The 16,004-nt window shown below is 59.3% G+C and carries 11 protein-coding genes; all 11 read left to right on the forward strand.

From position 1 onward, the window contains the following. Nucleotides 1–101: 101 nt before the first annotated feature. The 11 genes from argC (at nucleotide 102) to FIV38_RS02090 (ending at nucleotide 15,800) form a co-directional block, all read left to right on the forward strand. A complete protein-coding gene (argC, locus tag FIV38_RS02035; RefSeq protein ID WP_092231464.1) occupies nucleotides 102–1,031 on the forward strand; it encodes an N-acetyl-gamma-glutamyl-phosphate reductase in 930 nt (309 codons plus the stop codon). Between the two features lie 114 nt (nucleotides 1,032–1,145). Further along, the gene (dapF, locus tag FIV38_RS02040; RefSeq protein WP_070994538.1) at nucleotides 1,146–1,961 is read left to right on the forward strand and encodes a diaminopimelate epimerase; all 816 of its coding nucleotides are present in this window, start codon (nucleotides 1,146–1,148) and stop codon (nucleotides 1,959–1,961) included. Between the two features lie 1,211 nt (nucleotides 1,962–3,172). Next, a complete protein-coding gene (locus FIV38_RS02050) occupies nucleotides 3,173–4,288 on the forward strand; it encodes an EAL domain-containing response regulator (RefSeq protein WP_235860940.1) in 1,116 nt (371 codons plus the stop codon). A gap of 127 nt (nucleotides 4,289–4,415) precedes the next feature. Then, the gene (locus FIV38_RS02055; RefSeq protein ID WP_029294068.1) at nucleotides 4,416–5,042 is read left to right on the forward strand and encodes a response regulator transcription factor; all 627 of its coding nucleotides are present in this window, start codon (nucleotides 4,416–4,418) and stop codon (nucleotides 5,040–5,042) included. Beyond that, the gene (locus tag FIV38_RS02060; protein ID WP_092231456.1) at nucleotides 5,043–8,642 is read left to right on the forward strand and encodes a transporter substrate-binding domain-containing protein; all 3,600 of its coding nucleotides are present in this window, start codon (nucleotides 5,043–5,045) and stop codon (nucleotides 8,640–8,642) included. Between the two features lie 173 nt (nucleotides 8,643–8,815). Then, the gene (locus tag FIV38_RS02065; protein ID WP_029294072.1) at nucleotides 8,816–9,364 is read left to right on the forward strand and encodes a fimbrial protein; all 549 of its coding nucleotides are present in this window, start codon (nucleotides 8,816–8,818) and stop codon (nucleotides 9,362–9,364) included. 75 nt (nucleotides 9,365–9,439) lie between these two features. Further along, nucleotides 9,440–10,168 (forward strand): fimbrial biogenesis chaperone, encoded by a 729-nt coding sequence (locus tag FIV38_RS02070; RefSeq protein WP_167362622.1) that lies wholly within the window; start codon nucleotides 9,440–9,442, stop codon nucleotides 10,166–10,168. A gap of 63 nt (nucleotides 10,169–10,231) precedes the next feature. Next, nucleotides 10,232–12,730, forward strand: a complete 2,499-nt coding sequence (locus FIV38_RS02075; protein WP_092237220.1) for a fimbria/pilus outer membrane usher protein — start codon at nucleotides 10,232–10,234, stop codon at nucleotides 12,728–12,730. Then, nucleotides 12,727–13,833, forward strand: a complete 1,107-nt coding sequence (locus FIV38_RS02080) for a fimbrial protein (protein WP_139273531.1) — start codon at nucleotides 12,727–12,729, stop codon at nucleotides 13,831–13,833. The genes FIV38_RS02075 and FIV38_RS02080 overlap by 4 nt, the downstream gene beginning before the upstream one ends. Nucleotides 13,834–13,843: 10 nt before the next feature. Beyond that, complete coding sequence (locus FIV38_RS02085; RefSeq protein WP_029294079.1) at nucleotides 13,844–14,530, forward strand: cysteine hydrolase family protein; 687 nt, start codon at nucleotides 13,844–13,846, stop codon at nucleotides 14,528–14,530. Nucleotides 14,531–14,594: 64 nt separating this feature from the next. Then, nucleotides 14,595–15,800, forward strand: coding sequence for an EAL domain-containing response regulator (locus FIV38_RS02090; protein ID WP_032866732.1), 1,206 nt, complete (start codon nucleotides 14,595–14,597; stop codon nucleotides 15,798–15,800). Nucleotides 15,801–16,004 lie beyond the last annotated feature (204 nt).

Here is a 16,004-nt window from a genome sequence, read left to right on the forward strand (position 1 = left end):
TTCAGAAAAACTGAATTTCATCGTTTGGAAATTCAACTTTTCCTATCTTAGCCCCGGATTGAAGGTTGGAGCTCCTGATTTCCTATGTGCGAGAGCATTCCATGGCAAGCCCCCTTGTATTCATCGACGGCGACCAAGGCACCACCGGGTTGCAAATCCACCAACGTTTAAGCGGCAGGACCGATCTGCGGCTCATCACCCTCAGCCCCGAACACCGCAAGGATCCGCAACGTCGTGCCGAAATCATCAACGCCTGCGACATCGCGATTCTCTGCTTGCCCGACGAAGCCGCCCGCGACGCTGTAGCGAGCATCGAAAACCCCGCCGTTCGGGTGATCGATGCGAGTTCGGCGCACCGCACTCATCCAGACTGGACCTATGGTTTTGCCGAGATGGACGCGCAGCAGGCCCAACGCATCGCCACGGCGCGGCGGGTCAGCAATCCCGGTTGCTATCCCACGGGGGCGATAGGGCTCCTGCGCCCATTGCTGCAGGCCGGGCTACTGCCCAGGGACTTCCCGACGAACATTCATGCGGTGTCGGGCTATTCCGGAAAAGGGCGCGCCGGAGTGCAAGAGCATGAGGGAGAGGGCGCATCACAGGCGCCGGCGTTTCAGGTTTATGGCCTGGGGCTGGCACACAAACATATTCCGGAGATTGAGCAGCAAAGCGGTCTGATGGAGCGGCCGATGTTTGTGCCGGCCTATGGGGCTTTTCGGCAGGGGATCGTGCTGACCATACCGTTGCAACTTCGGTTGTTGGCGCCGGGCGTGGATGCGGTGCGGCTGCATGCGTGCCTTACGCAGCACTACATCGATGCAGACCATGTACAGGTGATGTCGATGCAGGAGGCCAAAGGGTTGACGCACCTTGATCCTCAGGCGCTCAACGGGACTGATAGTTTGCGATTGGTGGTGTGTGCAAATGATGAAACGGGGCAGGTTGTGTTGGCTGCAGTGTTTGACAATCTGGGGAAGGGAGCCGCTGGAGCGGCGGTGCAGAATCTGGATCTGATGCTTGCCGCAACATGACTGCGACTACCCACGGGCTCTCGAGTCTATGGCTGGAATGTTCGTGCGGGTGTTCCTCTAGGGATAGATCGCTCTAAAACCTCAATGCATCATGTCTCGCTGCCAGGTCTATTTATGCCGCTGGGTTTTCATAAAATGCACGCCAATGGCGATGATTTCGTTGTCGTAGACTCGCGAACTTCCCCCAATCCAATCGCAAGCAATTTGGCTGGGCTATTGGGGGATCGCAATCGAGGAATCGGCTTCAATCAAATCGCGGTGATGCTCGATTGCGATGATGCAGATGCGCGCTTGATGTTCTGGAATGCGGATGGCTCATCGCTGGACGCTTGCGGCAGCGCAACGCGGGGGGCGGCGGATATATTGATGCGCGAATCGGATATTACGTCGGTAGCCCTGCGAACCAACCGTGGCCTGCTGACTTGTGAACGCACTTCAACCGGCGCCATTTCCGTCAATATGGGAAAGCCGCTTTTCAACTGGTCGGATATTCCTCTGGCTCTTGAAATGGATACTTCGGTGTTGCCACTTGCCGGTGACCCAGCAGCTTGTAGCATGGGAAATCCGCACTGCACCTATTTTGTGGATGACCTGTCAGCCGTTGAGATAGCGACGATTGGACCAGTAATTGAAACCAACCCTTTGTTTCCCCTCAGGACAAACGTGCATTTCGTCCAGATCATTGACCCAGAGCACATCCGGTTGCGTATTTGGGAGCGCGGAGGGGGCATTGCGCTGGGGTCAGGTTCCTGCTGTTGTGGCGCCGCGGTCAATGGAATTCGTCGTGGTTTTTTAGACAATTGCGTTGAGGTTGAATGTGACGGGGGAGCTGTAACGGTTCAATGGGATGGCGTGGGACCAGTCTTTCTCACCGGGCCGGTGGAGACGACCTTTTCAGGAATAATCACGGATACGCTGTTGAAAATCTGAGTTTAGGTGGGCCGCTATCTGAGGGAACGGGACCGAGGGAAAGCCAAGGCACAGACGGGACGGGACAGATTTATTGCGCCCTGCTTTAAATGTCTGTTATTGGTTGGTTTCGGTCTTTCTCGACCGGCTACAGTCGGCCAGAAGCGGACGCTGCCAGTGAAATTCAGCGTTAGCGTTAACGAGCCGGCAGGGATGATGTGTTAATCACTTAGCCCACCCTTCTGGGTCTCATTATCCGCCACACTAATGCCGCGGTGATAAATGCACCAATTACGGCTCCTGGCATGACAACGAAGAGCACCAGTAAGCCAAGACCAAAGTCATCTGCTAACTCAGCTCTTGATTTGGCTCCCGTGCTAGCCATTTCAAACATCACAACTGCTTCACCAAGCAACCAGTAGGCTGAAGGGAGTGCTATGAGAAAGGCCAGTATAGTGATTGCGGCACGCTTATACATTCTGAAAGCCTAACGATGAGGGTTTACTGAATTCAGTATAAATCACGCAGCTCCTGGCCGAGTAGCAGCCACACGCGAATGGGGCGCTATGCGTCGCGGGGGCTGCTTTGTGTCGTTATCTGCCTGATGCCTAAGGCGGCTAGTCAGGGCGGAGGTATGGATCGAAAGGAGTCCGATGGTACATAAATGGTACGAGCTAAAGCTGGGTTAGCTGTAGGCCTTTGTTTTAAAGACTCTTTGGTTTAGTAGTTCCAATCCATCACCGATAAAGCCGTTGACCTTGCGCTTGACCGGCAGCAATCGACCCTAAGCTGCCTTTCATGATGGCCTGCTAGCGGCCATAAGCCCACGTTCGATCACGGACTACGTTACAAGCTTCGAATGCACCAGCGCTATGCCGTTTAACGCTCCGCGACAGCACTGCCTTATTGCTCGCGGGTTGAGTGACCAAAGGGCGTTGAGCCGAGTTTCTTTCTTCGCAGAAGAGTGTGCGTGTCCCTACAGAGATACCGTTCAGACAAAGTCTCAAAGCGTAATGTCATCTGTAATCAGCCATTAATTGCAGCGAGAAATTTCCTACAGCCGGAACGGCTATTTCCTTCGAGTAGGGTTAGCTTCGCCCGCCACTATAGCCATCTTCGAGTCTGCAAAGCGGTTGATGAAGATGGTCTCACCACGTGTTCTGGTAATGGAAAACCACAGTCCCCGGCGCAGCGCTCTGGTCAATATGTTACGTCGGCTCGGAGTAAGGGAGGTGTTGCAAGCCAGCACCAGCGAACAGGCGATGATCCTTATGCAGCGCACCGGCGGCGTGGATATTGTGCTGTGCAACCTGGGGAGCAAGAGCTCTGAGCAAGTGGAGTTCCTGCGTTATGCCAGCCAAATCGGTCTGGTGCAGGCCGTCGGATTGTCCAATGAGATGCGTCCGGAGCTATGTCGGGCCTTGAGCCACATGGATTTTTTTTCGGGTGTACAACTACTTGGCATCCTGAGTACCCCGTTGCAGCCACAAGCGCTGGATCGCTTGCTTAAGCGCTATCGGTCGGTACCGCCGGCACCACTCAAGCCTCCGGCGGGGGTACCGCTTCCCAGCGAAGAGGAGATACGCCTGGGCCTGGCCCTGGGCGAGTTCCGCGGTTGGTTCCAGCCCAAGCGGATGATGAACGATGGCAGTCTCGCTGGCGTGGAGGCTTTGGCGCGCTGGGAACACCCTGCCCGTGGTTTATTGTTGCCCAAGGATTTCCTCGCGGCGGTGCTGGCTTATGACCTGATCGATGAAATGTTCAAGCAACTGCTCGAACAAGGCCTGAAATTGCTCGCCGTGCTGCATCGGCAGGGCTCCGAGCTGGAAATGTCGTTTAACCTGCATGCTTCGCAACTGGCCCGCCATGGTCTGATCGAGCATATCCAGGGCGCACTGCAACGCTACGGCCTGTGCGCTTCGGTGTTGGTGTTCGAGCTGGCTGAAAACGGCTTGCTGGACTTGCAATCTCCCACCCAGGAAAACCTGCTGCGCCTGCGCTTGATGGGCTGCGGCTTGTCGATCGATGATTTCGGCGTGGGTTTCTCGTCACTCAAGTTGCTGTGCCAATTGCCGTTCAACCAGATCAAGCTCGATGGCGACCTTATCCGCACTTTGAATGAGCCGCGTAGCCAAGCCATGGTCGGCAGCACTCTGGCCCTGGCCCGTTCGCTGGACATGAGCCTGGTGATTGAAGGCGTCAGCAGCCGGCATATTCGTGATGCTCTGATCAGCCTCGGTTGTGAAGTGGGCCAGGGGTTTTTCCTGGCCCGGCCAATGACCGGCCACGACCTCCTGCATTGGCTGGCGCGTGAGGACGTACAGCCGGTAACTTCGCCGGCGAGTTAGGCGGCAAAACCTCAGAATTTTCCTACAATTCAGTCGTGTTCGTGTAACTTGAGCGACGCGTCGGCTGGTCGTTTATCCATCGTTTTGCGTCGACCGAAGCCTTCCGGCGCGCCTTACAGGAGGTTACATGTATACCGCTTTGGTTGTGGATGACCATCCCTTCATTCGCTCGTCCGTCAAGATGCTGCTCAGCCAGGTTCAGTTCGAAGTCGTGGCCGAAGCGGATAACGGCGCAGATGCCGTGCAATTGGCACGCGAGCATGTGCCCGACCTGATCATTCTCGACATCGGCATGCCCAAGCTCGACGGCCTTGAGGTGCTTAACCGAATCGCGTCCCTGCGCCTGCCGAGTAAAATCCTGGTGTTCACCTCGCAGTCGGCGCTGTTCTATTCAATGCGCTGCATGAAAGCCGGTGCGGCAGGGTTTATTTCCAAGACCAATGACATGGAGGAAGTGACCAAGGCGATCAAGGCGGTGATGGACGGCTACACTTTCTTTCCCAACCTGGCACACAGCTCGGTACGGCGCAGTGATCTCGAGGCCACGGACCACGAGTTGATCCAGAATCTCTCTGACCGTGAACTGACGATTTTGCAACAACTGTCCCAAGGGCTGACCAACAAGGAAATCGGCGACGCCATGCTGATCAGCAACAAGACAGTAAGCACATACAAGACTCGCCTGATCGAAAAGCTCAACGTCAAATCGGTGGTGTACCTGGCCGATTTTGCCAAGCGTAATAACCTCATCTGAATGAACATTTTTCTTCGACACGGCTTGCTGGGCCTCCTGTTGCTCGGTTCCCTGGGCCATGCCCTGGCGGCGCCGCAAATGCTCAAGCTGCACGGTCGCTCCGACGTCAGCGACTACAGCGTGGGCCTGGACGAGGCCGACTGGGGCTGGCTACGGAGCAAGGGCACGCTGGTGTTGGGGTCTTCGGCGCCGGACTACTCGCCGTTCAGCATCACCAGTAACCGCCACGATTACGAAGGTTTCACAGCCGACTACGCGCAGTTAATGGCGCAGTTGCTGCACGTCAACGTGCGCGTGCAGCGGTATGCCTCGCGCAATGAGGTGCTGGCGGCGCTCAAGTCTGGCGACGTCGATATGCTGGGCAGTTCCAACGGTTTTGAGGCGGCGTACGCGGAGCTTCAGCTGTCTGACGCCTATGCAGAGGACCAGCCGACCCTGGTCAGCCGGGTCGGCGACAGCCAGAGCCTCGACCCCGAACTGGCCGGCAAGCGCGTGGCAATGCTTTACCACTACCTGCCACCCAAAACCGTGGAAGACTTTTATCCCAAGGCCACCTTGCAGCTGTACCCGTCCACCCTCAGCGCCATAGGCGCCGTGGCGTTCGGCCAAGCCGATGTGTACCTGGGGGACGCGATCAGCGCCAATTATCTGATCAACCGCAACTACCTGAACAACGTGCAACTGGCGGACTTCTCTCGCCTGGAAGTCAGCAACTTTTCGTTTTCGGTAAAGCGTGATAACACGCGCCTGCTGCGGATAATCAATGCGGCACTGGCGGCGGTCCCGGTTACCGAGCGCCAGACCATCCTGCGCCGCTGGAGCGCAGGCGGAGCAAGCATGCCTGGTCAGCATCCGTTGCATTTCAGCGTCAGTGAGCAGCGGTGGTTGGACAAGAACCCACGGTTGCGGGTGGCGATTGATGAAGGCTTCCTGCCAATGTCGTTCTACGGCGCCGACGGCGAATTTCGTGGTATCAGCGCCGACGTCCTGGCCAAGGTGGCCCTGCGCACCGGCTTGAAGTTTGATATCCAGCGGGTGAGTTCGGTGCGCGAGATGATCGACTCCCTCACCAGCAACGAGGCTGACCTGCTGATCACCATTACCCCAAGCGAACAGCGCGAAGCGGTCCTGCGCTTTACCCGCCCGTACCTGGCCACGCCGTTTGTACTGGTCAGTCGTACCACGGCCGGCAGCCCCAGTACCCTGGACGATATGCATGGCAAGCGACTGGCGGTCATCAGCGGCGACTCCAGCCGCGACATGCTAACCGAGCAATACCCGGGTATCCGCCTGGTGGATGCCGACAGCGCCCATGACGCGATGGAGAAAGTCGCCAATGGCGAGGCTGATGCAGCGGTCAACTCGCTGATCACCGCACGCTATATGATTTCACGGCAATACCGCGATCGCTTGCGTATCACCAGCACCGTGGGCGTTACCAACTCGCGCATGGCCTTTGCTACGGCCCGCGGCTCGCTGGAACTGTTCTCTATCCTGGACAAAGCGCTGCTCAGCATCGCCCCCGAGGAAATGGACGAACTGACTAATCGCTGGCGCAGCGAGGTGGTGGTGGGCGACAGCTATTGGCTGCGCAACCGCAGCGCAATCATTCAGGGTTTCGTGATTGCCGCCGTGTTGCTGTTGATTGCCCTGGGCTGGATCGCTTACCTGCGGATGCTGATGCGCAAGCGCAAGCAGGCCGAGCAGGCGTTGAGCGACCAGGTTGAGTTCATGCGGGTATTGATCAACGGCACACCGCACCCGATCTATGTGCGCGACCGCCAGGGCAAGCTGCTGATCTGTAACAGCGGTTACCTGGAAGTGTTCAACGTCGAGCGCGAGCAGGTGATCGGCAAGACCGTATTGGACGGTGTACTGGGCGATCCGGATGAGGCCGCGGCGTATCACCGTGACTACCTGCAGGTGATGGAAAGCGGCGAGGCGCAGTTGCAGGATCGCAGCTTGATCATGCCCGATGGCCGAGTACTGACCATCTACCACTGGATGCTGCCGTACCGCAGCAGCACGGGCGAAGTCAGCGGCATGATCGCTGGCTGGATCGACATCAGCGAGCGCCAGCGTCTGCTGGAGGACGTCCACGCCGCCAACCGCGCCAAGACGACCTTCCTTGCGACAATGAGCCATGAAATCCGTACGCCGATGAACGCGGTGATCGGCATGCTCGAACTGGCGACAAAAAAGGCCGACCAGGGCGTGATGGATCGTTTTGCGATTGATGTCGCTTCAGGCGCGGCGCGTGGTTTGCTAGACCTGATCGGCGACATTCTTGACATCGCCCGAATCGAGTCCGGGCGTTTGTCCCTGAACCCGGAGCGCGCCAACCTGCGGGAGTTGCTGGAATCGGTGGTGCGCATTTTTGAAGGCCTGGCGCGGCAGAAACAGCTGCAACTGCAACTGCAGCTGGACCTGGAGGCCGGCGTCAATTGCGATGTGCTGATCGATCCGCTGCGCTTCAAGCAGATCGTGTCCAACCTGCTGAGCAACGCCATCAAGTTCACCGCCCAGGGCCACGTGCGCTTGAGTGTTCGAGCCCAGGCAGGCAAGGAACAGTTGGCGTTGAGGTTACGGGTGGAGGACTCCGGTATCGGCATAGGCGAAGAGGACCAGAAGCGCCTGTTCAGCCCCTTTACGCAAGCCAGCAACAATGACCAGTCGGCGCGCAGCGGCTCGGGCCTGGGCTTAGTCATCAGCCGCACCCTCTGCGAAATGATGGGAGGGCACCTGACCCTCGACAGCGCATTGGGTGAAGGCACTCGCATCGACGTCAGGCTTGACCTGACCACGCTTGAGCCGTTGGCCGACGTTACCCCGGTCGAGGATGAGCCGGCAGTAACGAGCCCCGCTTTGAGCATTCTGGTTATTGATGACTACCCGGCCAACCGCCAGTTGCTCACCCAGCAACTCAATTACCTGGGGCACCGGGTCGAGGACGCCGAAGATGGTGCCCACGGATTGCGGGCCTGGCGTAACGGGCAGTTCGATGTGGTGATCACCGACTGCAATATGCCGCTGATGAACGGCTACGAATTGGCGAGGGCTATCCGGGCCGAAGAAACTGCCCGCGGCGTACCGCCGAGTCTGATTCTGGGGTTTACCGCCAATGCACAGCCGGAAGAGAAGGGCCGGTGCCTGGCCGCCGGCATGGATGACTGCCTGTTCAAGCCCATCAGCCTCAAGGACTTGAGCGCACGCTTGGCCGGCCTGGCGACGGAGCAGGGGAGTGCTCCCCCCGGATGTTCCACAGATGACGATATCGACCTGACCAGCGTTGAGCATCTGGCCGGCGGCAACATTGCTTCGATCAAAAGCCTGTTGGGCGACCTGGCCGCCAGCAATGAACAGGACATGGCGCGCTTGATGCAGTTGTTTACTCGACACGACTTGCAAGGCCTTGCCGACCTGGCTCACCGGGTCAAGGGCGGCGCACGAATCATCAAGGCCCAGGGGCTGATTCGCTGCTGTGAAGACCTAGAGAACGCCTGCAACGGGCTGGAATCTGCGCAATTGACCGAGGCGGTGGATGCGCTGCATCAACAGATGGAACACCTCGGCGAGCGATTGGAGCGCTATCTGGCCTGAGCTATCGGTAGGAAATTTCCTACAAGAACGCGGCACCGTTCGTACGTAGTCCACTCCCCCCAACACCGATACTGAGCCTCGTTGAACGGCCCTACCGACCAAGCGGACCGGGCCCTGCAACCTGATTGAAGCCCAACCGGGCTTCAGACTTTCCTCAATATCTGGATTACGTTATGAACAAGTTTGCGCTCAAAGGTCTGTTTGCCGCTGTCGTCCTCGCTGCTGCTTCCCAAGCTGCCATGGCCGCTGACGGTGAAATCAACTTCGTCGGCAGCGTGACCGACAACACCTGCCCAGTGGTCGTGACTGACCTGAACGGTTCGGCCGGTGCCGGCGATGTGGGCCTGGGCGATGTGCCTGCCACCTCCCTGGCGACCGTCGGTGCTATTGCCGGTGGCGGCGCGTTCACCCTGACCATCGACACCACTGCTCCTGGTTGCAGCGTTACCGGCAAGAGCGCCGTGGTCAAGTTCCTGTCCCTGAGCGGCACTGCCGGTGCCAGCGGCCAGTGGATCGGCATCAGCCCGGACGCCGGTCACGCCACCAACGTTGCGGTACAGATCAAGGACGCCACCGACAAGGACGTGCAACTGGGCCTGGAATCGGCTCCGTACCTGGACCTGACCCAACCGTTGCGCTTCACCGCCAACTACATCGCCACCGGCACTGCGACTTCCGGTCCGGCCAACGCCAAGGCTGCGTTCACCGTCGAGTACCAGTAAGCCCTGTTGATGCGCCGCTGCAGCGTTGATGCGCGCAGCGGCCATCCCCTCGCTCACGGCAAGAGGATGATCGAAATGAGCGTTTCCCCCTTCAAGAAAGCATCGGCTCTGGCACTGTTGCTCAGTGCGGCACTGCTCAGCACGGCCAGCCAGGCCGGCGTGATGCTCGGCGGCACGCGGATCGTGTTTGACGGCAACAAGCGTGACGCAGCGATCACCGTCAGCAACACCACGGCGCAGCCGTACATGGTGCAGACCTGGGTCAACACCGAAGCCGATGACATGACCACCGCCACGCCCTTCGTGTCCACGCCACCGCTGTTCCGCCTGGACCCGCGCAAAGAGCAAATGGTGCGTATCCAGAAAGTCGCCGGCAACCTGCCGACCGACCGTGAATCGGTGTTCTATTTCAACGCCCAGGAAATTCCGGTCGCCAGCGAAGGCAATGCCAATACGCTGAAGATCGCCATGCGCACCCGCGTCAAATTGTTCTATCGCCCAGCCGGACTCAAGGGCAATGCGATGCAAGCGCCGTCGAAACTGACCTGGAGCCTTACGCAGGAACAGGGTAAGGCAGTGCTGGTGGTCAGCAATCCGTCGCCGTTCCACATCTCGTTTATTGGTGTGACCGCAAAGTCCGCAGGGCAGAGCGTCGAGGTCAACGAGCCAACGATGGTCGCGCCGATGAGCAGCCAGCGTTATCCGCTGCCGGGTTTCAAAGGCACCACGGGTGAGGTGGTGTTCTCGGCCATCAACGACTACGGCGGCTACAGCGAGCCGCAGACCGTGCCACTGAACCGCTGATTCCTTTTCTTTCTGTAGATGTTTGCGCGTGCCACGGCTGTGGCGCGGCGGCCGGGTATTGCCATGCGAATCGATAACTCCTTCAGCTTTAGTCGTTTGCCCTTGTGGGTCGCCGTGGCGGCCGCCTGTGCCGGTGAGCTGGCCCTGGCCGGTGAGCCCGCCAAGTTCGATGCCAGTTTCATGCATTCGTTTGGCGGCACCGGTGCCGGTCCCAACCTCGACCTGGATGCGGTGGCGAACAGCGGCAGCATCGGCCCCGGAACTTACCCGGTACTGATTCGCTTGAACCAGAGCTTTTTCGACCGCCGTGACATGACCTTCATCAAGGATGAGCAGGGCAGCGATGTGCGTGTATGCCTGTCCGAAGCCTTTCTCAGGGAGCTGGGTGTGAAGCTGGATGCATTTAAAGTGCCCGGCGAAACGCTGCCCGCGTGCATCGACCTGGCGGCGCTGATTGAAGGCGCCTCGGTGACCTTCAACGCCAACTATCTGGCCCTGGATATCAGCGTGCCGCAGATCGCCCTGACCCGGGATGCGGCCGGCTACGTGGCGCCCTCGGAATGGGACCGTGGCATCAATGCCGCGATGCTCAACTACCAGTTTTCCGCCGCGCAAACCAACAGCGACGCCCGCGGCACCGGCAACCAATACAACCTGTATGCAACGGGTGGTTTTAACCTCGGCGACTGGCGTTTTCGCTCCAGCTCATCGTTTCGCCAGGACGATGAAGGTGGCCGCCAGTGGCAGCGCAGCAATACCTATGCGCAGAGGGACATCACGCCACTGAAGGCCACGCTGACGATGGGCGAGAGCTTCACACCCGGTGACGTGTTCGACAGCGTGCCGTTTCGCGGCGTGCAACTGGCGTCGGACATGGGCATGTTGCCGGACTCGATGCAGGGCTACGCCCCAGTGATCCGCGGCATCGCCGAAACCCAGGCCAAGGTCGAAGTACGCCAGAACGGCTACTCGCTGTACACCACCTACGTGGCGCCGGGCGCCTTTGAGATCAACGACCTCAACGCCGCCTCGGGCAGCGGCGACCTGGAAGTGATCATCACCGAAGCCGATGGCCGCGAACGCCGCTTCACCCAGCCATACGCGACCCTGGCCAACATGCTGCGGGAAAATACCTGGCGCTACAGTGCGACGGTGGGCGAGTACAACTCGGCCAACGGTGGCGAGCGGCCGATGTTTACCCAGGCGTCGCTGGCCTATGGCTTGCCGTTCGACCTGACGCTGTACGGTGGCTTTTTGGGGGCAGATTTTTACCGTGCCGGTGTGGTGGGCGTGGGCAAGAGCCTGGGCAGCATCGGCGCCGTGTCGATCGACGTCACCCAGGCCCAGACTGACGTGCCCAAGGCCGTCACAACCAAAGGCGAAAGCAAAAAAGGCCAGAGCATCGGCCTGCGCTACGGCAAGGCATTTGAAAGCGGTACCTCGGTGCGCTTCGCCGGTTACCGCTATTCCACCGAAGGCTATCGCGACTTCAGCGAAGCCGTGGATTTGCAGCAACCCAACGACTACAGCCAGTTCTCCAAGCGCAGCAAGGTCGAGGCCAGCGTCAACCAGGCCCTGGACAACTACGGCTCGCTGTACTTGAACCTGAGCAAGCAGAACTACTGGGGCTCCTCCCGGGAAGACAAGCAGATGCAGCTGGGTTTCAACACCCAGTACAAGGGCGTGACTTATGGTGTGTACGCCAGCAAGACCCTCACTGACAACTTCGGCGAGAACAACCAGGTGGTGTTTACCGTGTCCATGCCCCTGGGACAAACCCGCAGTACCGGCACGTTCAGCGTTACCCGCAACAACGACGGCAGCCTGGATCAACGGGCCGGCCTCAGCGGCCGCGATGGCAACCTGAACTACAACGTCAACGCCAACCGCGTGGAAAACCCCGGCAACAACGGTTCGGCTCTGCTCGGCTACCGCGCACCGTTTGCCCAGTTGGGCGCTGGTGTGAGCGTCGGCTCGGGCTACCGGCAGACGTCGGTCAGCGCGGCGGGCTCGGTGCTGGCCCATGCCGACGGCGTCGAGTTCGGCCAGACCCTGGGCGAGACCGTGGCGCTGGTGGAGGTCAAGGACACGCCGAAGGTCGGCCTGCTGAATGCCCCGGGCACCCTGACCAACGACAAGGGTTACGCCCTGGTGCCGTACGTCACGCCGTATCGCAAGAACCGCGTGGCCGTGGACACCAGCGAGCTGGAAACCAACGTCGATATCGCCGAAGGCGTGACCAACGTGGTGCCGCGTCGCGGTGCGGTGGTCAAGGCGGTATTCGCCGCCAGCCGTTCGGAAAAAATACTGCTCAACGTACGGCTGCAGGACGGCTCGCTTTTACCTTTCGGCACCACCGTGCAGGACGACCAGGGCGCCAGCGTCGGCGTGGTCGGCCAGGCCGGGCAAGTGCTGCTGTCGGCCAGCAAGGGCACGACCTACACGATGAAGTGGGGCGGCAAGGCTGCCCAGCAATGTGAAATCAATTTGGATATCAACAGCACGCCAGCCACCGACGGTTACCGGCTGATGGATGCTATTTGCAGAGAACCTCGTCCATGAAAACTTTTAGTGTTGCGTCCTCGGCCCCAGCCTTGGTTTTGCCCACTCGTCATGTCTGGAAGAAACGCTTGATGCTGAGTGCGCTGGCAGTGCTGCCAGTGGCTATTTCGCAGATGGCTGCAGCTGACTGTACTTCCACCGATGCGACCCAGAGCATTCATGCGGTGGGCGACCTGTTCATCCCTCAGGACGCCCCGGTGGGATCGACCATTGGCTTGGTCAAGTACACCCGGTTTCCTATCATCAACTGTACAACGACTACCCCGTTTTCAATCCAGTCCACCATGCTGACTGCCAAGGCACCTACGGTCACCGCAGCCATTGGCTCGGCTCAAGGCAGCCAGCTCTACGCGACTAACGTTCCTGGCATCGGGGTAGGGGTTGTCAACGAGACACGCCCCAGCTACCTGTGTTTGACCTCCGGTAGCTGGTACTTTCCGCTCGCATTCAACGGCTGCAATACCGGTGGGTTTAGCGCGAACACCAACAATAGCCTGATCCTGATCAAAACCGGACCTATCCCGGCGGGAATCAACGATTTCGGCAACTTGCAGGTGTACACCGTCGATATCAACAACAACGGCACCCCGTTCAACTGGATTGATGGTCGCCTGACCGGAACGGTGACCGTTGCCGGCTGCAGCATGCCCGCAGCCGTGGGCAATATCATCGACGTGCCCATGAAAAACTGGGAGAAGCGCGTCTTCAACGGCCCGGGCAGCGTCACGCCCACCGAAGGGTTCAACATCGCGCTCAACAACTGCGTGGCCGGGACCTATGCCGGGAATCCTACCTGGAACTATTTCCGCGGCAACAACGCGAACATCCGTCTGGACGGCGCCAAGGGCTCGACGATTGTCGACGCCAGCCAAGGTGTGCTCGGCCTGAACAGCGAAGCCACCGCTACAGGCGTCGCCGTGCAAGTGCTGAAGCAGGATGGAACCCCGCTGCCACTGGGCGTCGACGTACCGATCATGCCGGTCCAGGACGGCAATACCACTTTGCAGTTTGGTGCGCGTTACATCCAGACCGCAGGCGACTCCACCGGGCCGCAGCCTGGCATCGCCAACGCCACTGCCAATTTCACCATTACCTACAAATAGGAACGACCCCATGCAACGTTTTACCCGTCGCTTCATGGCTGCATGCGTACTGTCCACCGTGGTTGCCAGCGGTGCAGCAATCGCCAACGATCACCCGACCATCCGCGCCATGTCCGGTGCCGAGCAAATCACACAATTGCCGGCCGCCAAGACCGCGCTGATCGTGATCGACTTCCAGAACGAATACTTCACTGGGCGCATGCCGATCCCGGACGGCGCCAGCGCACTGGCGAAAGCCCGTGAGCTGATCAAGTATGCCGATAACCACAAGATTCCGGTCTACCACGTGCAACACGTGTCGCCGGCTGGCGCTGCGGTATTTGCCATTGATGGCGAGACCGTGAAATTCCACAAGGATATGCAGCCGCGTCCTCAGGATCACGTCGTGCAAAAGAACACCGTCAGCGTGTTCGCCAGCACTGACCTGGCCGCACAGCTGAGCAAGGCCGGGATCAATACGCTGATCATCAGCGGTCTGATGACCCACGCCTGTGTCGCCGGTGCAGCCCGTGATGCAGCGCCACTGGGCTTCAACGTAATCGTGGCGTCCGATGCGTCCGCCACCCGTGCGATCACCCGTCTCAATGGCCAGAGCGTCGACAAGGACGCCTTGCATCAATCGGCACTGGCCGAAGTTGAAGACACCTTCGGCGACGTGATGACCACCGAGCAGATCATCAAGCTGCCCGTGCGCTAAGTCGCTGCAACCCGCCCGGCGTCACACCCGGGCGACCTTATTCCTTTCAGATGAGCCGACTTCAATGACGAGTTTTCCCATACGCGTGCTGGTTCTCGAGGATCATCCTTTTCAACGTGCGGTCGCCGTGAGCATGTTGCGCCAGTTGGGTTGCCGCGAGGTCTTCGAGGCAGTGGACGGCTTACACGCCCTGGCTGTGTTGGATCAAGTGGGCGCAGTGGACATTGCCCTGTGCGACTTGTGCATGGAAGGCATGGATGGCCTGGAGTTTCTTCAGCAGGTGGGAAGTTCCGGACTGGTCGGCTCAGTGATTATCAGCAGCTCCCTGTCGGCCGATGTACGCCGCACGGTGCAGCAGATTGTTTCGTTGCTGGGCCTGGAAATGCTCGGGGATGTCGGAAAGCCGTTGCAGGCGCACACCCTGGAGAACTTGCTAAAAAAGCGCTCCAGTGGCCCTGGTGTCGCGCCGCCCGACGCTGCGCCGGTACGCCTGGCCAGCGATGAAGAAGTGCGCTGGGCCCTCAACGAACAGCAATTGCAAGCCTGGTACCAGCCCAAGGTCGACATGAATACCGATGACGTCTGCGGCGTGGAGGTGCTGACCCGCTGGGTGCACCCGTTGCGCGGCATCCTGTCACCGGCGGTGTTCATGCCCGTGCTGGAACGCTGCGGCTTGCTCGATACGCTGCTGTTCATGCAGATGAACCAAGCCCTGAGCCTGCAGCGACTGGCAAAAAATACCGGCCTGAAGCTCGACCTGTCGTTCAACCTGCACACCAGCCAACTGACCAACAGCAACCTGACCGCGGTGATCAAAGGCATTCTGTCCCTGCACGAAGCAGTGCCCGCCAGCCTGACCTTCGAACTCACCGAAAGCGGCTTGCTGGAAGCCCCGGCCACCAGCCTGGAAACCCTGGTACGCCTGCGCATGATGGGCTGCAAATTGTCCATCGACGACTTCGGCGCCGGCTTCTCGTCGTTGCAGCGCTTGTGCCAGCTGCCGTTCAACGAGATCAAACTCGACGGTGAGTTTATACGCACCTTGCTACACGAACCGCGCTGTCGGGCAATCGTCAGCAGCACCCTGGCATTGGGGGAGACCCTGGGGATGTCCGTGGTAGTGGAGGGCATCGAGACTGAGGAACAGCGCGAGACGTTGCTCGCGATGGGATGCACTCAAGGACAGGGCTACCTGTTCGCCCGGCCCATGAATGATGTGGATCTGCTGCGATGGCTACCGGCCGCATCGAGAGTTGATGGACAATTATGATCTTCCCTCCGGCCACTATGTACGAACTAAAATCCGCGCACTGAACCATCCTGTTTTCGTTGAAGCGTCATGCCGTTGTCTCAGCCCAGGAGCGGACCACATGCGAATGTCTGCTTTTGGCTGGTTGCGGCCTGTCATGAAGGGCAGCCACCGACCCATTGCCACCGTTCAGCATTTGGCTAAAATCGACCAAGAATAGACTGC

The organism is Pseudomonas proteolytica (assembly GCF_007858275.1).
GTDB lineage: Bacteria > Pseudomonadota > Gammaproteobacteria > Pseudomonadales > Pseudomonadaceae > Aquipseudomonas > Aquipseudomonas proteolytica.